This is a genomic window from Streptomyces sp. AC558_RSS880, assembly GCF_019049255.1.
In the GTDB taxonomy this organism is placed as follows: Bacteria; Actinomycetota; Actinomycetes; order Streptomycetales; family Streptomycetaceae; genus Streptomyces.
In genome coordinates this window covers 107,301-126,408 of the sequence record NZ_JAGMUJ010000031.1, presented here as the reverse complement: position 1 = coordinate 126,408, position 19,108 = coordinate 107,301, and the positions used below count along the sequence as shown (strand labels likewise).

20 protein-coding genes and 1 pseudogene are annotated in these 19,108 nt (G+C 71.2%); 18 read left to right on the top strand and 3 right to left on the bottom strand.

Annotation, left to right across the window (positions count from 1 at the left end; translation table 11 throughout):
* The first annotated feature begins 195 nt into the window (after nucleotides 1-195).
* The 7 genes from KUM38_RS14500 to KUM38_RS14470 all read left to right on the top strand — a co-directional run bounded on the left by KUM38_RS14500 (nucleotide 196) and on the right by KUM38_RS14470 (nucleotide 5,152).
* A complete protein-coding gene (locus tag KUM38_RS14500) occupies nucleotides 196-465 on the top strand; it encodes a DUF6284 family protein (RefSeq protein ID WP_217129767.1) in 270 nt (89 codons plus the stop codon).
* Nucleotides 462-743 (top strand): DUF6303 family protein, encoded by a 282-nt coding sequence (locus KUM38_RS14495; protein WP_217129766.1) that lies wholly within the window; start codon nucleotides 462-464, stop codon nucleotides 741-743. The genes KUM38_RS14500 and KUM38_RS14495 overlap by 4 nt, the downstream gene beginning before the upstream one ends.
* Nucleotides 740-1,600, top strand: a complete 861-nt coding sequence (locus tag KUM38_RS14490) for a protein spdB (protein WP_217129765.1) — start codon at nucleotides 740-742, stop codon at nucleotides 1,598-1,600. Before KUM38_RS14495 ends, KUM38_RS14490 begins: the two co-directional genes overlap by 4 nt.
* Complete coding sequence (locus KUM38_RS14485; RefSeq protein WP_217129887.1) at nucleotides 1,600-1,959, top strand: RRQRL motif-containing zinc-binding protein; 360 nt, start codon at nucleotides 1,600-1,602, stop codon at nucleotides 1,957-1,959. The genes KUM38_RS14490 and KUM38_RS14485 overlap by 1 nt, the downstream gene beginning before the upstream one ends.
* A complete protein-coding gene (locus KUM38_RS14480) occupies nucleotides 1,946-2,263 on the top strand; it encodes a hypothetical protein (protein ID WP_217129764.1) in 318 nt (105 codons plus the stop codon). Before KUM38_RS14485 ends, KUM38_RS14480 begins: the two co-directional genes overlap by 14 nt.
* 108 nt (nucleotides 2,264-2,371) lie before the next feature.
* Nucleotides 2,372-4,483 (top strand): ATP-binding protein, encoded by a 2,112-nt coding sequence (locus KUM38_RS14475; protein WP_217129763.1) that lies wholly within the window; start codon nucleotides 2,372-2,374, stop codon nucleotides 4,481-4,483.
* Between the two features lie 207 nt (nucleotides 4,484-4,690).
* On the top strand, nucleotides 4,691-5,152 hold the full coding sequence (locus KUM38_RS14470) for a hypothetical protein (RefSeq protein WP_217129762.1): 462 nt from the start codon (nucleotides 4,691-4,693) through the stop codon (nucleotides 5,150-5,152).
* A 1-nt stretch (nucleotide 5,153) separates the two neighbouring features.
* Here the strand turns inward: KUM38_RS14470 and KUM38_RS14465 are convergent, their stop codons facing one another.
* Complete coding sequence (locus KUM38_RS14465; protein ID WP_217129761.1) at nucleotides 5,154-5,615, bottom strand: hypothetical protein; 462 nt, start codon at nucleotides 5,613-5,615, stop codon at nucleotides 5,154-5,156.
* 204 nt (nucleotides 5,616-5,819) lie between these two features.
* On the opposite strand from KUM38_RS14465, the gene KUM38_RS14460 reads away from it, so the two are divergent.
* From KUM38_RS14460 to KUM38_RS14435, 6 genes are all read left to right on the top strand, one after another.
* Nucleotides 5,820-6,707, top strand: a complete 888-nt coding sequence (locus tag KUM38_RS14460) for a bifunctional DNA primase/polymerase (protein ID WP_217129760.1) — start codon at nucleotides 5,820-5,822, stop codon at nucleotides 6,705-6,707.
* A gap of 2 nt (nucleotides 6,708-6,709) precedes the next feature.
* Entirely contained in the window at nucleotides 6,710-8,188 is a 1,479-nt protein-coding gene (locus KUM38_RS14455) for a virulence-associated E family protein (RefSeq protein ID WP_217129759.1), read from the top strand.
* A 437-nt stretch (nucleotides 8,189-8,625) separates the two neighbouring features.
* Nucleotides 8,626-8,862 (top strand): helix-turn-helix domain-containing protein, encoded by a 237-nt coding sequence (locus KUM38_RS14450; protein ID WP_217129758.1) that lies wholly within the window; start codon nucleotides 8,626-8,628, stop codon nucleotides 8,860-8,862.
* Between the two features lie 79 nt (nucleotides 8,863-8,941).
* Nucleotides 8,942-10,207, top strand: coding sequence for a site-specific integrase (locus KUM38_RS14445; RefSeq protein ID WP_217129757.1), 1,266 nt, complete (start codon nucleotides 8,942-8,944; stop codon nucleotides 10,205-10,207).
* A 297-nt stretch (nucleotides 10,208-10,504) separates the two neighbouring features.
* Nucleotides 10,505-12,154: a penicillin-binding transpeptidase domain-containing protein gene (locus KUM38_RS14440; RefSeq protein ID WP_217129756.1), complete on the top strand. Its 1,650-nt coding sequence runs from the start codon at nucleotides 10,505-10,507 to the stop codon at nucleotides 12,152-12,154.
* Between the two features lie 106 nt (nucleotides 12,155-12,260).
* The gene (locus KUM38_RS14435) at nucleotides 12,261-13,928 is read left to right on the top strand and encodes a penicillin-binding transpeptidase domain-containing protein (RefSeq protein WP_217129755.1); all 1,668 of its coding nucleotides are present in this window, start codon (nucleotides 12,261-12,263) and stop codon (nucleotides 13,926-13,928) included.
* 18 nt (nucleotides 13,929-13,946) lie between these two features.
* Here KUM38_RS14435 and KUM38_RS14430 read toward each other — a convergent pair whose 3' ends face one another.
* Nucleotides 13,947-14,303 carry an SsgA family sporulation/cell division regulator gene (locus KUM38_RS14430; RefSeq protein WP_217129754.1) on the bottom strand — a complete coding sequence of 119 codons (357 nt, stop codon included), beginning with the start codon at nucleotides 14,301-14,303 and terminating at the stop codon, nucleotides 13,947-13,949.
* Nucleotides 14,304-14,492: 189 nt separating this feature from the next.
* On the opposite strand from KUM38_RS14430, the gene KUM38_RS14425 reads away from it, so the two are divergent.
* From KUM38_RS14425 to KUM38_RS14410, 4 genes are all read left to right on the top strand, one after another.
* Nucleotides 14,493-15,557: an energy-coupling factor ABC transporter permease gene (locus KUM38_RS14425; RefSeq protein WP_217129753.1), complete on the top strand. Its 1,065-nt coding sequence runs from the start codon at nucleotides 14,493-14,495 to the stop codon at nucleotides 15,555-15,557.
* A 1-nt stretch (nucleotide 15,558) separates the two neighbouring features.
* Nucleotides 15,559-16,320 (top strand): cobalt ECF transporter T component CbiQ, encoded by a 762-nt coding sequence (gene cbiQ / locus KUM38_RS14420; protein WP_217129752.1) that lies wholly within the window; start codon nucleotides 15,559-15,561, stop codon nucleotides 16,318-16,320.
* Nucleotides 16,308-17,078, top strand: coding sequence for an energy-coupling factor ABC transporter ATP-binding protein (locus KUM38_RS14415; protein WP_217129751.1), 771 nt, complete (start codon nucleotides 16,308-16,310; stop codon nucleotides 17,076-17,078). The genes cbiQ and KUM38_RS14415 overlap by 13 nt, the downstream gene beginning before the upstream one ends.
* A 105-nt stretch (nucleotides 17,079-17,183) precedes the next feature.
* Entirely contained in the window at nucleotides 17,184-18,350 is a 1,167-nt protein-coding gene (locus KUM38_RS14410) for a serine hydrolase domain-containing protein (RefSeq protein ID WP_217129750.1), read from the top strand.
* 8 nt (nucleotides 18,351-18,358) lie between these two features.
* On the opposite strand, the gene KUM38_RS14405 is transcribed toward KUM38_RS14410, so the two are convergent.
* Complete coding sequence (locus KUM38_RS14405; RefSeq protein WP_217129749.1) at nucleotides 18,359-18,634, bottom strand: DUF1876 domain-containing protein; 276 nt, start codon at nucleotides 18,632-18,634, stop codon at nucleotides 18,359-18,361.
* 167 nt (nucleotides 18,635-18,801) lie between these two features.
* Here KUM38_RS14405 and KUM38_RS14400 point away from each other — a divergent pair.
* A pseudogene (locus KUM38_RS14400) lies at nucleotides 18,802-19,067 on the top strand (type II toxin-antitoxin system RelE/ParE family toxin).
* The last annotated feature ends 41 nt before the right edge of the window (nucleotides 19,068-19,108 follow it).

The following is a 19,108-nucleotide window of genomic DNA, read 5'->3' as shown; positions in this document are numbered from 1 at the left end:
AACAAGGCGGAGAAGACCGGCGTGCCCCGTACGGCAACCCGACCGGTTCGAGTCCGGTCCGGGGCACTGCGGCCGCTGCTCAGTGGTCGCGCCGCGTGTGACACGCGGCTTTCTCCAATAACGGCGCGCACCCCCGGAGGGCCAACTCCGGGGGTGCTGTTCGGGCCGTTCCACCGCTGAGAGGAACACGACCCAATGGAGCACATCGTCACTGTTCAGGACGCTGTTACCGCGTTCGCCGACTTCATGGAGCCGACGAACGCCGAGCTGGACGCGATCGAGCAGGAGATGCCCGTCATCCTGGCGGACGTCGACCTGCTGGACGCGCACATCGTCACCCTGGACCGCACGCCGACCGAGCTGGACAACCGGCGCATCCGCCGGGCCCGCCGCCGCGCGCTGGCCGCCCGCGTCGCCCTGCTCAACGGCACCGCCGGCGCGAGCCTTCCCGGGGGTGCGGCGTGAAGACACTGACCGCGCAGATGTCGAGCGACGGCAGGGCGTGGCGCCTGTACGTCGTGCTGTACGGAGTGCCGGACTGGCCGACCTTCCGGTGGGAGCGGTCCGGGCCGGTGCCCACCGGGACGGAGCGCCGGGCGGCGCTGGCCGCCCTCGGCTACGAGATGGCGCCCGGCGCGGCGTGGTCCTGGACGGAGGACAGCCGGGACCCCGACGACGACTCCACCCCGGTTGTGCTGATCGCGGCCGTTGCGGTGCGCGGTCGGGACGGGGGTGTGGCATGAGGGCCAAGACCGTTCTGCCCGCCGTCGCGATGACGGCGGTGTCCATGGTCCTCACCCTGGCCGTGGTCGTGATGTGGCTGGGCGCGGCGATGCCGTGGCTGGTCGCGCTGGTCGTGGGTCTCGGTATCGACGGCGGTTGGCTGGCCACCCTGGCCTATGAACGACGGTTGGCCGCGCAGGGCGACCACAACCGGGCGGTGACCGCCGTGGGCTGGTCGTTCGGCGTCCTCGCCACCGCTGTTCTGGTCGCGCACGCGCTGAGTGTCGAGCATTCCGCCGGGGCGTGGCTGGCTGTGGCGTGGCTGCCGCTCGCGGCCAAGGCCCTGTGGCTGGTCCATGGCATGTGGGAGCGCACCGCGCTCACCCCGGTCGCGCTGGATGCGATCCGGGGGATTCAGCAGGAGGCGCGCGACGAGGCGGCCGTGGCCCGCGCCCGACTGCGCGCGGAGGCGGCGACCGAGGAGACGCGGCTGACGGCCGTGACGGAGGCCGGGGCGCGCGTCGCACGTGTCCAGGCGCGGACCGCGCAGACGTTGTCCGGGGCGTGGTCGACGCTAGAGACGGCCCGTGCCGGTGAGGAGACTGGCAGGGCGTTGACCAGCGTGACGGCCCGCGTCACGCCCGGTGTCACACCCCGCTGGGAACTCCCCGTGTGGGGGCCGACGGAGCCGCTCGCGGCCCGCTCGCTGGAGGCCGCGCCGGCGCTCACCGATGACGCCCTGGACGTCATCGTCGACGGCATCCGCACCAGCGAAACACCCGCCCTCTCCTACCGGGAGATGGCCGCCCGCTTCCGGGCCGCCGGGCACTCCGCTTCCGAGGTCCGCTTGCGGGCCGCGTGGAAACGCGTGGCGTGATGGGGGCGCTGCCGGTGTTCCGGTGGCGTCTCGCCCCGGACGGCTACGCCACCCGCCGCCAACTGCGCGCCCAAGGGCTACGGCCCGGTGGGCAGGACGTGGCTGCGCAGTTGGAGCGCCCCCGCCGCCGGCGGGGGCCACTGGTCGCCTACCTCTACCGCGTCGACCTGGCCCTGCCGGTCCGGCCCATGACCCCGGCCCGCAGGGCGGCGCTGGCCAAGGCGAACGCTGCCCGACGCCTGTGTCCGGCATGCCGGCGCGATGCCGGATACGTCATCTCCGCCGCGCTGGGCACGTGCGTGCCCTGCGCCTACCCCGGCCCGAACGGGTCCGATGGGAGCACCCGTGAGCAGTGCTGACCTGCGTCGCCTGGACCGCGAGATCCGGGTGACCTCGAAGAAGTTGGAGGCCGTGCGGCGGGGGGAGTTGTGGCCGCTGAACGGCCGCGAGCGCCGCGCCATGACCCGCGCCCTGGCCGGCGGCGCCTACCGCACCATGCGGGGCCGCAGCACCGGCCGCGCGGACCAGCAGATCGAGTCCACCGGCAGCACTGCCGAGATGCGGCTGACGGCGGAACTGTCCGCCCTGCACGCGGAGCGGCAGCGGATCGTCACCGAGACCGCCCGCACCAAGGCCGCCAAGAAGTCGTCCGGCTGGTGGTGACCAGCCAACCCTTCCCCGCCGGGGTGACCGCCTCTTTCCACGGACATGGCCACCCCGGCTCTCCCTTTACTCCCGCCCCCATAGGGGGCAGTCAGGAGATCTCCCAGCATGTCTGAGAACGTCGTCCCCTTCCACAAGCACACCGACCCGCCCGCCGACACGGCGACCGTGACCACCCTGACCGTCGTCCCCGACGCGCCGCCCGCGCGGCCGGTGCCGCTGTGGGTGCGCTCCGGGCGCGCGGTGAAGACCGCCGTCATGCACGAACGCACCCGATCGGCCGGCCGCTCCGTGGTCCGGCACAGCCTCTACACGTTCAACGGCGGGCGGATCGTGGCCCGCCGCACCTGGGACGGCCGCACCGGCTCCCGGTACGAGCGGATGATCCGGGCGGCGGAGGCCGCGGGGAACCTCGAGGCGGCGGAGGAGTGGGAGGAGCGGTTGCAGCGCTTCCGCGCCGCCCGCCACCACCGCCGCATGGACCTCCTGCACTCCCCGGTCGACGCCGCCAAGGGCGTGGCCGTGGGCGCCGGCATGAGCATCGGTCTGCTGGTCGCCCTCGGCATCGTCATGGCCATCAGCACCGGGGACGCCGGGCACGTGGTCACCCCGCTGTCGGCCACCATCGACTTCATCGCTTTACTGATCCGGATCGTCCAGGTGGTATGGGGCCCGGCCCTCACCATCGGCCTGTTCCTCGCCCTGCTCGCCCTGTGGTCCATCGGCCGCAAGCAGCACGCCGCACCCGCGTGGGCCCTGCCCGCGAACGTCCGCTCGGGCGAGGGTGAGCCGATCACCCCGTCCATCGTGGTCAAGGCCCTCCGAGACCTGGGGGTGCCCGCGCTGGCCCGCGCTATCAAGGAGATGGGCGACGCCGGCGCGTCCATGCTCGGGCCGATCACCATCGCCGGATGCGGCGTGGAGGTCGACGTCACGCTTCCCTCGGGGGTGTCGACCAACGAGGTGCAGAACAAGCGCCGCAAGCTCGCCGAGAACCTGACCCGGCATGAGCACGAGGTGTTCATCACCATCCCGCAGGCCGCACGAACGGTGCGGCTGTGGATCGCCGATTCCGGGGCGCTGGATGAGCCGATCGGCCCCTCCCCGCTGGTCACCGACGACACGATGACCGCCGACTACGCCAAGGGCAAGGCCCCGTGGGGGCAGGACCTGCGCGGCGACGCCGCCGCACTGTCCCTCTACCAGCGCCACCTGCTGATCACGGGTCTGTCGAACCAGGGCAAGACCGTGGCCCTGCGCTCGCTGGCCCTGTGGCTGTCGCTGGACCGGTCGGTGCAGTTCCTCATCGGTGACCTCAAGGGTGTGGGCGACTGGGCCATGTTCGACGGGCTCGCCACCACCCTGATCCAGGGCCCAACGGATGAGCACGTGATCCAGGTGACCGAGATGGTCGAAGGCGCGGTGGACGAAATGAACCGCCGCATCCAGGCCCCGCCCGGCACCACGTTCCCGCCGCTCATCGTGCTGGTCGACGAGGCGCAGGTGGCATTCATGTGCCCGGCCAAGGACGCCGACAAGCGCCCGTACGGCGGGTCCAAGGCCAACTCCCGGTACTTCATGGCCGTCCGCAAAATCCACAACCAGGGGCGAGCGGTGAACGTCCTGATGTGGCAGGGCACCCAGGACCCCACCAACGAAAACCTGCCCAAGCTCGTGCGCGAGGGCGCCCACACCCGCGCGTCCCTCGCCCTCGGCACGGAGTCGCAGGCCCGCATGGCGCTGGGGGACAAGGCCGTCGACGGCGGGGCCGCACCGAACCTCCTCCGGCCCGGCCTGGACCGGGGAACCCTGGTCGTCGCCTCCGACGGGATCACCATCCCGGCCGGACAGTCGTCCATCACGGTGCGCACGCACTACATCGACGACGCCGCCAGGGCCATCACCGACCGGGCCAAGGCCCTGCGCGACGGCGTCACCACCCTGCACGCCATCGAGCGGACCGAGGAACACGACCCGCTCGCCGACATCGCCGCCATCATCGGCGACGCACCCCGCGTCCGCACCAAGGACGTGCTGGCGCGGCTCGCCGCACGCAACGCCGGCGCGTACGGCGGCTGGTCGTTCCTCGACCTCAAGCGCGTCCTGGACGACGCCGGCGCCGGGCCGTACAAGTCCGACGGCGTCATGGTCGTCGCCCGCGACCGCGTCGCCCGCGCCCTCGCCAACCGCGACAGCGAGGGTTCCGCTTCCGCCGACTGACGGCAGGGAGCCGACCCCCGGCGGGTCAGGGAGACAGGGAGAACTCCCTGAACCCCTCCCTGACCCGCCTCCCTGGCTCTGACCTGCGTGAATGATCGTTCAGGGAGTCAGGGAGGCCCGCAGGTCAGACCCCCGAAACACCCCTCCGCACGGCATCCCGAAGGGGGTGTCTCCGCCTCCCTGACCCGACGACGGAAGGGATTCCGCATGCACTCCGAACCCGCGCGTCACGCGCCCGCCGAACGGGCCGTGATCGCCTACCAGCCCACCCCGATACCGCCCTCCGTCACCCACCCGGCACCGGTCGCCCCCGTCCAGCCGGGCACGGTTCCGGTGGTGGCGAGCATCATCCTGCCGGACGGCCGGATCGTCACCGGCTACGCGATCGAGCACCCGCAGCCCGCCCCGGTCGCCGCGAAGCCGGCTGTCTCCCGCACCGCAGTGAACGTCGCCCTCGGAGGCGTCGGCTTCCTCGCGGTGTGCGGCGGACTGCTCCTGCTCACCTCGTTCATCGCCGCGCTCACCGCGTTCGTCACCCAGCTCATCACCCTCGCCGCCGTCATCTTCGGCGGCTGGATCGCCGTCCAGGCCCTCAGCGCGAGCGGCCACAAGGGCGGCACCACGGTCAACATCCGCAAAGCGACGTTCAAGCGCAACAAGTTCGGGTGAGCTACGCGCTCGGTTCTGGATGTTCAGCCCAGTACTTGTCCAGTGCGGCCCACCACAACGGACGCTCATCAATCAGATGAACAATCGCCGGAGAGGTACGCCGGAGAGACAAAGCGAAGTCGCGCCACCCTACGTAGAACTTGATATCGGGATTGGTTTCGGTGATCACGAGGCCGTAGTCCACCACATCGGCGAGCATGCCCGCGATGGTGAGAACACGGGCCCGCTGGTGCTCGTCATCGGGAAGCGACGCACCGCCGTAGAAGTGACCGTACAACCACGGTTCTGCGGCAATGAGGCTCTCGATGTGGTGCAGCCGTTCCATCCCGTTGTACATGGCGGACACGCCAGCCACGCCGTTATTGATCGCCGTTTGCCGCGTCAATTCCCGCGTCTGCCAACTCGACACGAGCAATGACACAACCACACCGATCGTCGCGATCATCCCGAAGATCTCGTCCATCAGCCCCCCGAAAAAGTACCGGTGCTCTACCCGCGCGGGTGATCCATTAACGGTGCTTCTCTGGCGCACCGCTCCGCACCGAATCCCCGGTGTTACTCCGACCACTCCCGGCACCTAGCTATGCCAAGGGCGGCCCCCTTCCGCCAAGAACCGGGGCCGCCCTTGCCCACCAGCCATCCAACTGACCTGTGGAGGTCTCCCAGCATGACCCAACCCACCACCGTCCGGCGAGTGCCCGGCCCACAGCCGCAGCTGCCCGAACCACTGCGGACCGCGCTGGAGCTGGCCGCTACCGGGGTGCCGGTACTGCCCCTGCGCCAGGGCAAGGTGCCGTTCGGCAACTGCCACCGGTGCGCGGGCAACGTGTGCGGCGGCCGGCCGAACATGAAGAGCGCTGGCCCGTGCCAGTGCCCCGGCGTCTGCCACGCATGGGCCGCCGCCACCACCGACCCGGACGTCCTCGCCTCCCCGGCCTGGACGGCCGTATGGCGGCGGGCCGTCTCCGTCGCCTACCACCCCGGCGGCGCAGGCCTGACCGTGGTGGACCTGGACGACGCGGGCGCCATCGCATGGGCCCGCGAGACCCTGCCCGCCACGCGGACCGTGGCGACGACGCGCGGTGAGCACTGGATCTACTGGGGCACCATGACGTCACACAACGCGGTGCGTCCCGGCGTCGACATCAAGTCGGCCATGTCCTACGCCCGTTACCTCGGACCCGGCGCCGGCACCATGACCGTCCTGCCGGACGTCGTCCGCGCGCTGGCCACCAAGGATCACTCCCCGGTTCGGCCGACACTGCAGGCCGTCGCCATGCCCGCACGGTCCGAGGGTGGGGAGTGCCCGCACCGCACACCCGCCTATCTGGAGCGTGGCATCGCCATGGCGGAGCAGTGCATCACCGAGGCCCGCAGTGCGGTCCACGCGACCGTGTACCGGACGTTCCTCGCCGTGCTGTCCCGGCACGGCCGGTGCGGCTGCTTCACCGACGCCCACATGACACGGCTGTTCACCGCCGCGCAGGCCAAGGGCGAGACGCTGCGGCACTGCACTGACGCGTGGACCAACGCCCGCACGACGTTGGGATTGTGACCATGTCCGACGACGAGAAGACTCCCGCCCGCGAGGTCATCGCCAACTACGCGCAGGCGCACTTCCGGTACTTCCGCACCGCCGACGGGACCGTGTACGCGCAGAGGAACGGCCACCCCGTGGCCCGTCCGATCCGCTCCCAGGGCACCTCGGGCAGTCACCGGCAGGAACTCATGGTCGGCCTGTTCAACGACGGGCACGGCGTGTTCAACGGCACCGCTTTGAAAGAGGCACTGGACTTGATCGAGGCACTGGCGATGAGCCAGCAAGTACAGCCCGTCCACATCCGCGTCGCCCCCGGCTTCGACGGCGCGACATGGCTGGACCTGGGCCGCGACGACGGACGGTCGGTCCGTATCCACCCCACCGGTTGGGACATCACCATTCCCGACCCGCGTGAGGTGTGCTGGCGGCGCACCCAGCTCACCGGGGAACTGCCCCTGCCCGCCAAGGACACCGATGGCAAGGGCATCGACGCCCTGCTGCGGTTGTGCAACTTCGCCACCGCCGAGACCGAGTGCCTGGCCATCACCTGGCTCATCGGCTGCCTCGAGCCGTCCGTGCCCGTGCCCGCCCCGTTCCTCACCGGCCCGCAGGGCGCGGGGAAGTCCACCGGCGGCCGGATGCTCGTGCGGATCATCGAGGGCATGACTGGCGACCTGCGCCGGGCACCGAAGGACGAGGAGAACCTGATCGCGGCTGTGGCCGCCGGATGGGTCACCGCCCTGGACAACCTCTCTCACCTCGCCCCGGATCTGTCCGACCTGATGTGCTGCATCGTCACCGGTGCCGAGACCATCAAGCGCGCCCTCTACACCGACGGGGACGTCGTCCGCGCCCGCTACCGCCGCCCTCTACTGCTGACCGGCATCGACGTGGGCGTCATCCGGCCCGACCTCGCCGAACGGCTTTTGCCGCTCCGCCTGGAACGCCCTCATACCCGGCGCACCGAAGCGGAGCTGTGGGCGGAGTTCGAAGAGGCCCTACCCGTGATCCTGGGCTCCCTCCTGGACCTCACCGTGCAGGTGCGCGCGGCGGATGCGGACATCCCCACCGACCTGCGCATGGCCGACTTCGCCCATCTGTGCGCGCAGCTGGACGCAGCGACCGGTCTCGGAGCGCTGGGCGCCTACCGGGCCGCCCTGGACGACCTGAACGACGACGTCATCGAGGGCGACCTACTGGCGCAGACCGTGCTGAAGTACGCCGCCGGCCTGGACGCCGGGGCGGAGCAGCGGATGACGTCCACCGAGTGGCTGCACTGCCTCACCGGCCTCTACGGCGGTGAGGAGTGCCGTCCCCTGCCCAAGGGGTGGCCGACCACGGGCAAGGTGCTCTCGGACCGCCTCAAGCGCCTTCAACCCACCCTCGCCGCCCGCGGCGTCCTCATCGACTGGGGCCGCACCAGCACGGCCCGCTACATCGAGATGACCCGGCCCCCGGCCCCGCCGCCCCCGCACGAGCAGGCACCGGCGTTCTGACCGGCGGCATCACGCCCCTGCACAAGCAAGAGGAGCACCCCCGCCCGGCGTGCTCCTCTTGCTGTTCGGCGGCGCAGCCGCCCTGCGATGGTCGCGCCGCGAAGCGGCTCCTTCTTCATGTTCTGAACCGCGCACCACAACAGACACCCCCTTCTCTTGTCCGAAGGAAAGGGACGCTGCGTCACCTGCGTCAGCCGGGAACGGAAAACACCCCGCGACCTGCCGCTACAGCGGTGACGCAGGCAGGCGGAGGCTGCGTCATCCCGTGTCACCCGCGTCATCCGGTGACGAAGACCTGCGTCACCACATGACGTGCCCAGAAGCCCTACGTCACCGCGAAACAGCAGGTCAGAGCGACGCGTGTCACAGGTGACGCGATGACGCAGAATTCCGCACCTCGGACAGAGGCGGCCATGCCCTCCCCGCTTGGAGTCCCTATGGCACAGCCGACAGACCCCGACCCCCGCGCCACCCTCCGCGGCGGCCTCCCCGACCGGTACCTCACCCCCGCCGACATCGCCGAGATGTTCGAGGTGCCCCTGGAGACCGTCTACCAGTGGCGCAAGAAGCGCACAGGCCCGCCCGGCTTCCGCATCGGCAAGCACCTCCGCTACGACCCCACCGACGTACGTGACTACGTCACCGGCCTCAAGAACAGCGCCACCGCCGCCTAGCCAGACACCACCGCACACAGCAGGGAGAGCCGCCGTGTGCGGCTCTCCCTGCTGTGTGTTGAGAGAGGACCGCCGCCCCATGGCAGGCCACATCCAAGACCGCTGGTACAAGACCGAAACCGACGCCAACGGGAAGCCCGTCAAGGCCAAGACCGACCGTCACGGAACGGGCCTCCGCTACCGCGCCCGGTACGTCGGCCCGGACGGCACCGAGAAGAGCAAGTCGTTCCGTGACAAGGAGCTGCGGCTCGCCAAGCAGTGGCTCGCGCACATCGAGGCGGACATGTCGCGCGGTCAGTACGTCGACCCGCGAGCCTCCCGGACGACGTTCCGGCAGTACGCGGAACGCTGGGTGCAGACGCACACCGGCGAGATCAACAGCCGTGAGGCCGCGGAGCGTCGGCTCCGGCTGCACGCCTACCCCCACATCGGCTCGCGCCCGCTCGGCTCCTTCAAGCCCGAGCACATCCGCGCCTGGATCGCCGCCCTTGAAGCCACGGTGCCGGCGGAGTCGCACCGCCGCATCATCGTGGGCACCGTTTCCGCGGCGCTGAGCGCGGCGGTCGACGACGGGCTACTCAACAAGAACCCCTGCCGGGCCCGCACGGTGCAGCTCCCGAAGGCCGGCAAGCCGCGCGTCGTCCCGTGGACGGCAGAGCAGGTCTTCGGAGTGCGCACCGCCCTCCCCCGGCGCTACCAGGCCGCCGTAGATGCCGGGGCAGGATGCGGACTGCGACAGGGCGAGATCTTCGGTCTGGCCATCGACGAACTCGACTTCGAGGGCGGATGGCTGGCCGTGGGCCATCAACTCAAGCGCATCCGGGGCAAGTACGTGTTCGCCCTCCCCAAGGGCGGCAAGGTCCGGGACGTACCGCTTCCCAAGGCTGTGGCGACCGTGCTCCGGGACCACGCCAAGGAGTGCGAACCGATCGACGTGACGCTTCCGTGGCGTACGCCGGACGGCCCTCTCGTGACCAAGCGACTCATCTTCAGCGGAGTCGAGGGCAACCACGTGCGCGTGAGCGTCTTCAATGATCACCACTGGAAGCCCGCCCTGGCCGCCGCCGGCGTCATCCCCGAGGCGAAGCCGGGCGAGCGCTACGCGTCCGCGCGTGAGCACGGGATGCACGCGCTCAGACACTTCTACGCCTCCGTTCTGCTGGACGCCGGCGAGAACATCCGGGCCCTGAGCCAGTACCTCGGTCACAGCGATCCGGGGTTCACGCTCCGGACGTACACGCACCTGATGCCGAGCAGTGAGGGGCGCACCCGGAAGGCGGTCGACAGCCTCTATCTGGCGTCGAATCCTCAAGATCACGGCCCAGGGACGGCCCAAGCTGCCTGATCCGGCCCCGGCCAGAGACGAACGTCCTGGTCGGGGCCCTACGGGGCCGGATCACGCGAACTTCATCTACTTCTGGCCCATCTACACCGGCCAGACGATCCCGATCGACGACTGGCGGGCGCGGATGTGGCTGGACACCTGGGTGTGAGCCGTTCCGGTGTCCGGGCGGATCTCTGTTCGGACAACAAACGGAAACAGCCGACCCGGTTGTCACTGTCTGCGCATAGGGTGCTCACTCACCGGGCTTTTTGAACACGTTCACAAGGCGTGGGGGGTCCGGCGGAGGGGGAGCGTCCGATGGGCAAGGGGGTCAAGACCGCCGTCATCGGCGGTGTGTTCGCGGTGATGGTGGGCGGGGCCGGGTACGGCGTCTACAACATCGTGTCGGCCGTGAGCGGTGACGGGGGCAGCGGCTCGAGCGCCGCGACGACGAAGAAGTCGGGGCCGCCGGACGAGGGGGAGGTCGAGGAGACCACCAAGAGCTTCTTCGCGGCCTGGGAGAAGGGGGAGGCATCCCAGGCGGCGTCGTACACGAACAACGCCGAGGAAGCCGGCGCGCTGCTGACGGCGTACGGCGACGACGCCCGGGTGGGCGACGTCGAGATCACGCCCGGTACGGCCGCCGGGACCACCGTGCCGTTCACCGTGAAGGCGACCGTCTCCTTCGACGGGAAGTCCGAGGCGCTGAGCTACAAGAGCGAGCTGACCGTCGTGCGCGGGCAGACCACCGGGCGAGCGCTGGTCGACTGGAAGCCCTCCGTCGTCCACCCGGACCTGAAGGAGGGCGACACCCTCGTCACCGGGGAGTCCGCGCAGCCGCCCATCGAGGCGGTGGACCGCGACGGGACGGTGCTGACGAAGGAGGAGTACCCCTCCCTCGGGCCGATCCTGGACACCCTGCGCCAGAAGTACGGCGAGAAGGCGGGCGGCACCCCCGGCGTCGAGCTGGTGATCAGGCACGCCGAGGGCGCCACGGGCGAGCCGGCCGCCGACACCCCGCTGCTGACCCTCGCCGAGGGCGAGCCGGGCAAGCTGCGCACCACCCTCAGCGCCGGGGTGCAGGCCGCGGCCGAGAAGGCGGTGCAGCAGTACGCCGAGTCGTCGGTGGTGGCGGTGAAGCCGAGCACCGGTGAGGTGCTGGCGGTGGCCAACCACCGCGACGACGGGTTCAACGCGGCCTTCCAGGGCCAGGTCGCCCCCGGTTCCACCATGAAGATCATCACCGCCGCCATGCTCATCGACAACGGCGTGACCTCGATGAACGGCCCGGCGCCCTGCCCGTCCACCGCAGTCATGCGGAGCCAGACCTTCAAGAACATCACCGGCATGAAGCCGAACGAGGGCGCCAGCCTCGCCGACAGCTTCCTGCGCTCCTGCAACACGGCCTTCATCAAGCTCATCGACGAGGAGCCGCTCACCGACGCCTCGCTCACCCAGGAGGCCCAGGAGCGGTTCGGGCTCGGCCGGGACGACTGGAAGACCGGCATCGCCTCCTTCGACGGCAGCGTCCCGGCCGTCGCCGGACCGGACCGCGCGGCGAACGCCATCGGCCAGGGCCAGGTGCAGATGAACCCGCTGAACATGGCCTCGGTGACGGCCACCGCGATCACCGGCGCCTTCCGCCAGCCGTACCTGGTCTCCCCCGACCTCGACGGCCGGCAGCTGGCGCAGGCCAAGGGGCTCCCGGCGGGCACCGCCGCCCAGCTCAAGCAGATGATGCGGCTCACCGCCACCCAGGGCACCGCCCAGGAGGCCATGTCCGGGCTCGGCGGCGGTGACATCGGCGCGAAGACCGGTTCCGCCGAGGTCGACGGCAACGCCACCTCCGACAGCTGGTTCACCGGCTTCCGCAACGACGTCGCGGCGGCGGCCATGGCTCAGCAGGGCGGCCACGGCGGCGACGCGGCCGGGCCGATTGTCGCAGCCGTGCTACGAGCGGGCGGCTGATCGCACCGCGCGCGGGGCGGGACTCTAGGGTGGTGGCCGTCGTTGGCACACGTGAGCGCCACGAGGGCCACGGGGAGTCCGGCGGACAGCGGAGGAACGGGAAGCAGTGGGGAAGAACAGAAGGAACGCCGCCGAGGGGCGGAGGACGAGGCCCGTCGTGCTCGGCGGAGTGATCGCCGTGGTCGTCGGCGGCGCCGGGTTCGGCGCCTACGCGCTGCTCGGCGGCGGTGCCGCCGCGGAGGACGGCACGCGGACGTCCTCCGCGCGGGAGGTGAGGACCGGCCCGCTGTCCGCCGACGAGGTCACCGCTGCGGCCGAGCGCTTCCTCACCGCCTGGCAGGACGGGAAGGTGAGCGAGGCGGCCGCCGCCACCGACGACCCGAAGGCCGCGGCCGCCCTGCTCACCGCCTACGCCGAGGACGCCCGGATCAAGGACGTCGCCCTCACCGCCGGCACCCCCGCCGGCGACAAGGTCCCCTTCGCCGTCAAGGGCACGGTGTCGTACGAGGAGACCGGCAAGCCGCTGGCGTACGACAGCGCGCTGACCGTCGTACGCGGGGCCGGGGACGGTGAGCCGCGGGTGGCCTGGCAGCCGGCCGTCGTGCACCCCGACCTCAGGGACGGCGACAAGCTGGTCACCGGCGAGGCGGGCACCCCGCCGGTCAAGGCGCTGGACCGGGACGGCGACGAGCTGACCACCGCCGCGTACCCGTCCCTGGGGACGGTGCTGGACGGGCTGCGCGAGAAGTACGGCGAGAAGGCGGGCGGCGAGGCCGGCGTCGAGCTGCGGATCGTCCGCGGCAAGGCGTCGAAGAAGGCGGAGCTGTCCGACAAGACGCTGCTGGAGCTGAGCGAGGGCACGCCCGGCACGGTGAAGACCACGCTGAGCCCCTCCCTGCAGGCCGCCGCCGAGGCGCAGGTGGCGAAGAAGGAGCAGGCGTCGGTGGTGGTGCTGCGCCCGTCGACCGGCGAGATCCTCGCGGTGGCCAACTCCTCGCGCGGCTTCAACGTCGCGTTCCAGGGTTCACTGGCCCCGGGCTCCACCATGAAGGTGATCACCGCCTCGATGCTGATCGAGAAGGGGCTCGCCTCGATGGACGAGCAGCACCCGTGCCCGAAGTACTTCAGCTACGGCGGCTGGAAGTTCCAGAACGACGACAAGTTCGAGATCAAGGACGGCACGTTCAAGGCGAGCTTCGCCCGCTCCTGCAACACGGCCTTCATCAGCCAGGCGCCCGAGCTGAAGGACGACGACCTGACCAAGCAGGCCCAGGAGGTGTTCGGGCTGGGGAGGAACGACTGGCAGGTCGGCGTGCCGACCTTCGACGGCTCGGTGCCGGTGCAGTCGGCGGCCCCGATGGGGGCCTCCCTGATCGGCCAGGGCGGGGTGCGGATGAACCCGCTGAACATGGCGTCGGTGTCGGCGACGGTCCAGTCGGGCGTCTTCCGCCAGCCGTACCTGGTCTCCCCCGAGGTCGACGGACGGAAGCTGGCGACGGCCTCGCGCACCCTGTCGGCCGGCACGCTGGCGCAGCTGCGGGAGCTGATGTCGTACACCGCGGCCTACGGCACGGCGGCGGAGGCGATGGCCGGGGTGAGCGGGCAGACCGGCGCCAAGACCGGGTCGGCCGAGGTCGACGGGCAGAAGAAGCCCAACGGCTGGTTCACCGCGTACCGCGGGGACCTGGCGGCGGCGGGCGTGGTCCAGAAGGCCGGCCACGGCGGTTCGACGGCCGGACCGATCGTGGCGGCGCTCCTGAAGAGCGCCGGCTGAGCAGCCGGAGGCCGGGGGTCAGTGCGGGACGGGTTCGGCGGCGGCCGCGTAGGTCCGCCGCAGGAACCGGGTCAGGGTCTTCGTCTCGAACTGCACCACCGACACGCCCTGCGCGGTGTGGAACTCGACCACGGCCTGGACCCGGCCGCACGGCCACACCCGTATCTCGCCCCTGCCCGTGGGGGCGAGCAGGCCCTGTTCCAGCAGTTCCCGGTCGACGAACCACTCTCGGGGCGCGGCGCCCGGGAGCTCCACGCGGACGCAGAGGGGATCTCGTTCGGGGTCGTAGCGCAGTACCACGGGTACCGCTCCGCGGTCCTCTTCCAGGTCGTCGGTGACGATGTGGGCTCGCGCGTACTGCTCTACCACGGACATCGGTGGCCCCTTACGCTGCGTCAATGTGCATGAAAGGCGTGTAAGCCGTATACCCGCCCCCCGTTCAATCGTGCACCGAAACCGGAATTCGCGCGTCCGAGCGGCGTATATCACAGATGAGGTATGCGTGAGGTAAAACAAGCCGCTCGCTCTTGCGCAGCGTTTGCAACAGGCCACATCATCGAGTCCGTGCACGCACCTGACGGATTCATCAACGCCCCTGTGTCCGCCGCGGCCGGACTCGTCGCCGCCGGCGCGATCGCCGTGAGCCTGCGCGGCGCGCGCCGGGAACTCGACGAGCGCACGGCCCCGCTGGCCGGGCTGGTGGCGGCGTTCATCTTCGCCGTGCAGATGCTGAACTTCCCCGTCGCGGCGGGGACCAGCGGACATCTGCTCGGTGGCGCCCTCGCCGCGATCCTCGTGGGCCCCTACACCGGGGTCCTCTGTGTCTCCGTCGTCCTGCTGATGCAGGCCGTCCTCTTCGCCGACGGCGGGCTGACCGCGCTCGGCGTGAACATCACCACCATGGCGATCACCACGACGATCGTCGCCTACGCGCTCTTCCGCGGCCTGGTGAAGGTGCTGCCGCGCACCCGCCGCTCGGCGACCGCCGCGTCCTTCGTCGCCGCGCTGGTCTCCGTCCCGGCCTCCGCGATCGTCTTCACGCTGCTCTACGCCATCGGCGGCACCACCGAGGTCTCCCTCGGCAAGGTCGTCACCGCCATGGTGGGCGTGCACGTCCTCATCGGCATCGGCGAGGCCGTGATCACCGCCCTGACCGTCGGCGCGGTCATCGCCGTCCGCCCGGACCTGGTGCACGGGGCGCGCGGGCTGCGGCAGCAGCTCAAGCTGCGGGTGAACGGCGAGCTGGTCGACGCCCCGGACACCCCGGCGGCGGAGCCGGAGCCCGTCGCCGCCCGCTCCCCGCGCAAGGTCTGGATCACCGGCCTGGTCACCTCGCTGGTCCTCGCCGGGTTCGTCAGCTTCTACGCCTCCGCGAACCCCGACGGCCTGGAGAAGGTCGCCACCGACCACGGAATGGACGAGAAGGCCGAGGAGCACGCCATCGCCGACTCCCCGCTCGCCGACTACGGCGTCGAGGACGTCGACGACGCCCGCCTCTCCGGCGGTCTGGCCGGCGTGATCGGCGTGGGCGTGACGGTCGTCGCCGGCACCGGCGTGTTCTGGGCGGTCCGCAGGCGCCGTACGGACGAGCCGGCCGACGCCGCGTCCCCCACCGGCACGAGCGTCTGACATGGGAGCGGGCCACGCGCACAAGCTCTACCGGCACGGCCACTCCCCCGTGCACGCCCTGCCGCCGCACACCAAGCTCGCCGCGGTCTTCGCCTTCGTCCTGGTCGTGGTGTCCACCCCGCGCGAGGCGATGTGGGCGTTCGCGGTGTACGCCGGGCTGCTCGCCCTCGTCGCGTACACCGCCCGCGTCCCGGCCGGCTTCCTGCTCAAGCGGCTGCTGATCGAGGTCCCGTTCGTCGCCTTCGCCGTCCTGCTGCCGTTCGTGGCGGAGGGCGAGCGGACCGACGTCCTCGGGCTGTCGCTGAGCGTCAACGGACTGTGGGGCGCCTGGAACGTGCTGGCCAAGGGAACCCTGGGCGTGGCCGCCTCGGTCCTCCTCGCCTCCACCACCGAGCTGCGCGAACTGCTGCTCGGCCTCCAGCGGCTGAGGCTCCCGCCGCTGCTGGTGCAGATCGCCTCCTTCATGGTCCGCTACGGCGACGTCATCACCGACGAGATGCGGCGCATGCGGATCGCCCGCGAGTCCCGCGGCTTCGAGGCACGCGGGGTGAAGCACTGGGGCGTCCTCGCCAAGTCGGCGGGCGCGCTGTTCATCCGCTCCTACGAACGCGGCGAGCGGGTGCACCTGGCCATGGTGAGCCGGGGGTACGCCGGTTCCATGCCGGTGATCGACGAGGTGACCGCGGACCGGGCGCAGTGGTCGTACGCCCTCGCCCTCCCCTCGGCCGCCCTCGTCGTCTGTCTGCTGGGATGGACCTTGTGAGTACTGCTTCCCTCGAGGTCTCCGGCCTCGCCTTCGCCTACCCCGACGGCCACCAGGCCCTGTTCGGCGTCGACTTCTCGATCGCGCGCGGCGAGCGGGTCGCGCTGCTCGGCCCGAACGGCGCCGGCAAGACCACCCTCGTCCTCCACCTCAACGGCATCCTGACCGGCGGCACCGGCACGGTGACGGTGGCCGGGCTGCCCGTGGGCAAGCGGCACATGGCGGAGATCCGGCGCCGGGTCGGCATCGTCTTCCAGGACCCGGACGACCAGCTCTTCATGCCGACGGTGCGCGAGGACGTGGCGTTCGGTCCGGCGGCGGCCGGGCTCAGGGGGCCCGAGCTGGAGGAGCGGGTGGACCGGGCGCTGGACCGGGTCGGCATGGCGGAGTTCAAGGACCGCCCGCCGCACCACCTCTCCTTCGGCCAGCGGCGCCGGGTGGCCGTGGCGACCGTCCTCGCGATGGAGCCGGAGATCCTGGTCCTGGACGAGCCGTCCTCCAACCTGGACCCCGCCTCCCGCCGCGAACTCGCCGACATCCTGCGCTCCCTGGACGTCACCGTCCTGATGGTCACGCACGACCTGCCCTACGCCCTCGAACTGTGCCCGCGCTCGCTGGTCCTCAGCGACGGCGTGATCGCGGCGGACGGTGCCACCGCGGAACTGCTCGCCGACGACGCCCTGATGCGCGCGCACCGTCTGGAGCTGCCGTACGGTTTCGATCCGCGCTCGGTACCGGCCGCGCCGGGCCGTTCGTAACGATCGCGCTCGGTCGCCGCCGCCCAGGAATCGCAGGCGGAGCGGCGCTGTTGCACGCACTGTCACAGGCGAGTGTCACAGGCGAGTGGAAGGACCGACAGGAACGTGGACGTCGACGTGCACGGCACAGTGGCCGAGGGCTTCGAGCCGGTCGGGGAGGCGTTCGCGCGGAACTTCGAGGCGCTCGGGGACCGGGGCGCGGCCGTCGCCGTGTACCGGGACGGGCGCAAGGTCGTCGACCTGTGGGCCGGGGTGAAGGACGTCGACGGCACCGAGCCCTGGCGGCGGGACACCGCGCAGGTCGTGCGCTCGGCGACCAAGGGTGTCGCCGCCGCCGTGCTCCTGCTGCTGCACCAGCGCGGCGAGCTGGACCTGGACGCGCCGGTCGGCCGGTACTGGCCGGAGTTCAAGGCGCACGGCAAGGAGCGGCTGCTGGTCCGGCACGTGCTCAACCACCGCGCCGGGCTCCCGGTCCTCGACCGTCCGCTCACCCCGGACGAGGCGGCCGACCCCGTGCGGGCCGCCGGGGCGGTCGCCGCGCAGGCTCCCGTGTGGGAGCCGGGCACCGACCACGGCTACCACGCGCTGACCTACGGCTGGCTGGTCGACGAGCTGGTGCGCCGGGTGACCGGCCGGGGTTCCGGCGAGTGGATCGCGTCGGAGATCGCCGGGCCGCTGGGCCTGGATCTGTGGGTGGGGCTGCCGGACGCGCAGGCCCACCGCGTCGGCACGGTCGGCAGGATCGAGGCGCCCGCGCCGTCCGGGACGCTCCACGCCCGCCCCAAGCGCTCGGTCACCGACGCCTACGCCGACCCGTCCTCCCTCACCCGCCGCGCCTTCGCGGCGATCACGCCCTTCCCGGACCAGAACGACCCGGTGTTCCGCGCGGCGGCCCTGCCCGCCGCCAACGGGATCGCGACGGCGGACGGGCTGGCACGCTTCTACGCCTCACTCATCGGCCCGGTCGACGGCATACGCCTCCTCGCACCGGCCACCGTCGAACTCGCCCGCGCCGAGGAGTCGGCGGGCCCCGACCGGGTGCTGGTCGTCAACACCCGCTTCGGGCTCGGCTACATGCTGCACGGCGGCGCCTCCCCCTTCCTGGCCCCGGGCTCCTTCGGTCACCCCGGCCGCGGCGGCTCCCTCGGCTTCGCCGACCCGGAGGCGGGCGTCGCCTTCGGCTATGTCACCAACGGCTTCCGCAAGACGGTGACGGCGGACCCCAGGGCCCAGGCGCTGATACGGGCGGTACGGCAGTCCCTGACGCCCTGACTGCCCGTCTAGACGTGGATCGGGTGCGAGATGCGGCCCGACGCGTCGTCGATCTCGCCGTGCGCCTTGGTCAGCATCTGCATGGCGAGTTCGTTCAGCGCGCGTGCGCCGGCGATCTCCTCCCCGACGCGTGGCTGATTCGCGTCGGTGTGGTGCCGGCTCGCGTGGCCGTGGGCCCGTACCTCGGTCCCGTCGGGCAGCCGGACCATCGCGGCGGCGCGCGTCTGCCGGTCGTCCTCCTCGAACTCCAGGTCCACGTGCCATCCCACTGCGGTGTGCATCATGACGATCACCTCCGGAATCTCTCATTCCAGGGTGCGCCTCACACCGCGCCCGTGCACCCTCCCGTGCCTGACGGAAACGCGGCGGCCGGCTCAGGCCACGGTGTACTCCGCGTCCCCGAAGTCCGCCGTCCCGATCGAGGACGTCATGAGGGAGACGCTGGAGCGCAGTGAGGAGTAAGTACCGCGCCGTCTTCCGGCCGGAGGCTCAGGCAGAGCTCCGGGAGATCCCCCGGGACATGGCGCTCCGGATCCTGGTCACACCGACGGAACCGGAAACCGACCCGCTCGGCTTCCACACCACGGCGCTCGTCTCCCAGCCGGACCGGCGCCGGCTCCGTGTCGGCGATCACCGCGTCATCTACACGATCGACAACGGGGGTTGATGGTCTGGGTCGTTCCCCTCGGACACCGCTCCACGGTCCACGACACCTGACACGGGGTCCCGAAACCCCCGCGGCCCCGGCCGCAGAAGGA

Excerpts from the sequence above, each read along its gene's own strand:
- KUM38_RS14500 (WP_217129767.1), top strand. The coding sequence starts at position 196 with ATGGAGCACATCGTCACTGTTCAGGACGCTGTTACCGCGTTCGCCGAC.
- KUM38_RS14490 (WP_217129765.1), top strand. The coding sequence starts at position 740 with ATGAGGGCCAAGACCGTTCTGCCCGCCGTCGCGATGACGGCGGTGTCC.
- KUM38_RS14485 (WP_217129887.1), top strand. The coding sequence starts at position 1,600 with ATGGGGGCGCTGCCGGTGTTCCGGTGGCGTCTCGCCCCGGACGGCTAC.
- KUM38_RS14475 (WP_217129763.1), top strand. The coding sequence starts at position 2,372 with ATGTCTGAGAACGTCGTCCCCTTCCACAAGCACACCGACCCGCCCGCC.
- KUM38_RS14470 (WP_217129762.1), top strand. The coding sequence starts at position 4,691 with ATGCACTCCGAACCCGCGCGTCACGCGCCCGCCGAACGGGCCGTGATC.
- KUM38_RS14465 (WP_217129761.1), bottom strand. The coding sequence starts at position 5,615 with ATGGACGAGATCTTCGGGATGATCGCGACGATCGGTGTGGTTGTGTCA.
- KUM38_RS14460 (WP_217129760.1), top strand. The coding sequence starts at position 5,820 with ATGACCCAACCCACCACCGTCCGGCGAGTGCCCGGCCCACAGCCGCAG.
- KUM38_RS14455 (WP_217129759.1), top strand. The coding sequence starts at position 6,710 with ATGTCCGACGACGAGAAGACTCCCGCCCGCGAGGTCATCGCCAACTAC.
- KUM38_RS14450 (WP_217129758.1), top strand. The coding sequence starts at position 8,626 with ATGGCACAGCCGACAGACCCCGACCCCCGCGCCACCCTCCGCGGCGGC.
- KUM38_RS14445 (WP_217129757.1), top strand. The coding sequence starts at position 8,942 with ATGGCAGGCCACATCCAAGACCGCTGGTACAAGACCGAAACCGACGCC.
- KUM38_RS14440 (WP_217129756.1), top strand. The coding sequence starts at position 10,505 with ATGGGCAAGGGGGTCAAGACCGCCGTCATCGGCGGTGTGTTCGCGGTG.
- KUM38_RS14430 (WP_217129754.1), bottom strand. The coding sequence starts at position 14,303 with ATGTCCGTGGTAGAGCAGTACGCGCGAGCCCACATCGTCACCGACGAC.
- cbiQ (WP_217129752.1), top strand. The coding sequence starts at position 15,559 with ATGGGAGCGGGCCACGCGCACAAGCTCTACCGGCACGGCCACTCCCCC.
- KUM38_RS14415 (WP_217129751.1), top strand. The coding sequence starts at position 16,308 with ATGGACCTTGTGAGTACTGCTTCCCTCGAGGTCTCCGGCCTCGCCTTC.
- KUM38_RS14405 (WP_217129749.1), bottom strand. The coding sequence starts at position 18,634 with ATGATGCACACCGCAGTGGGATGGCACGTGGACCTGGAGTTCGAGGAG.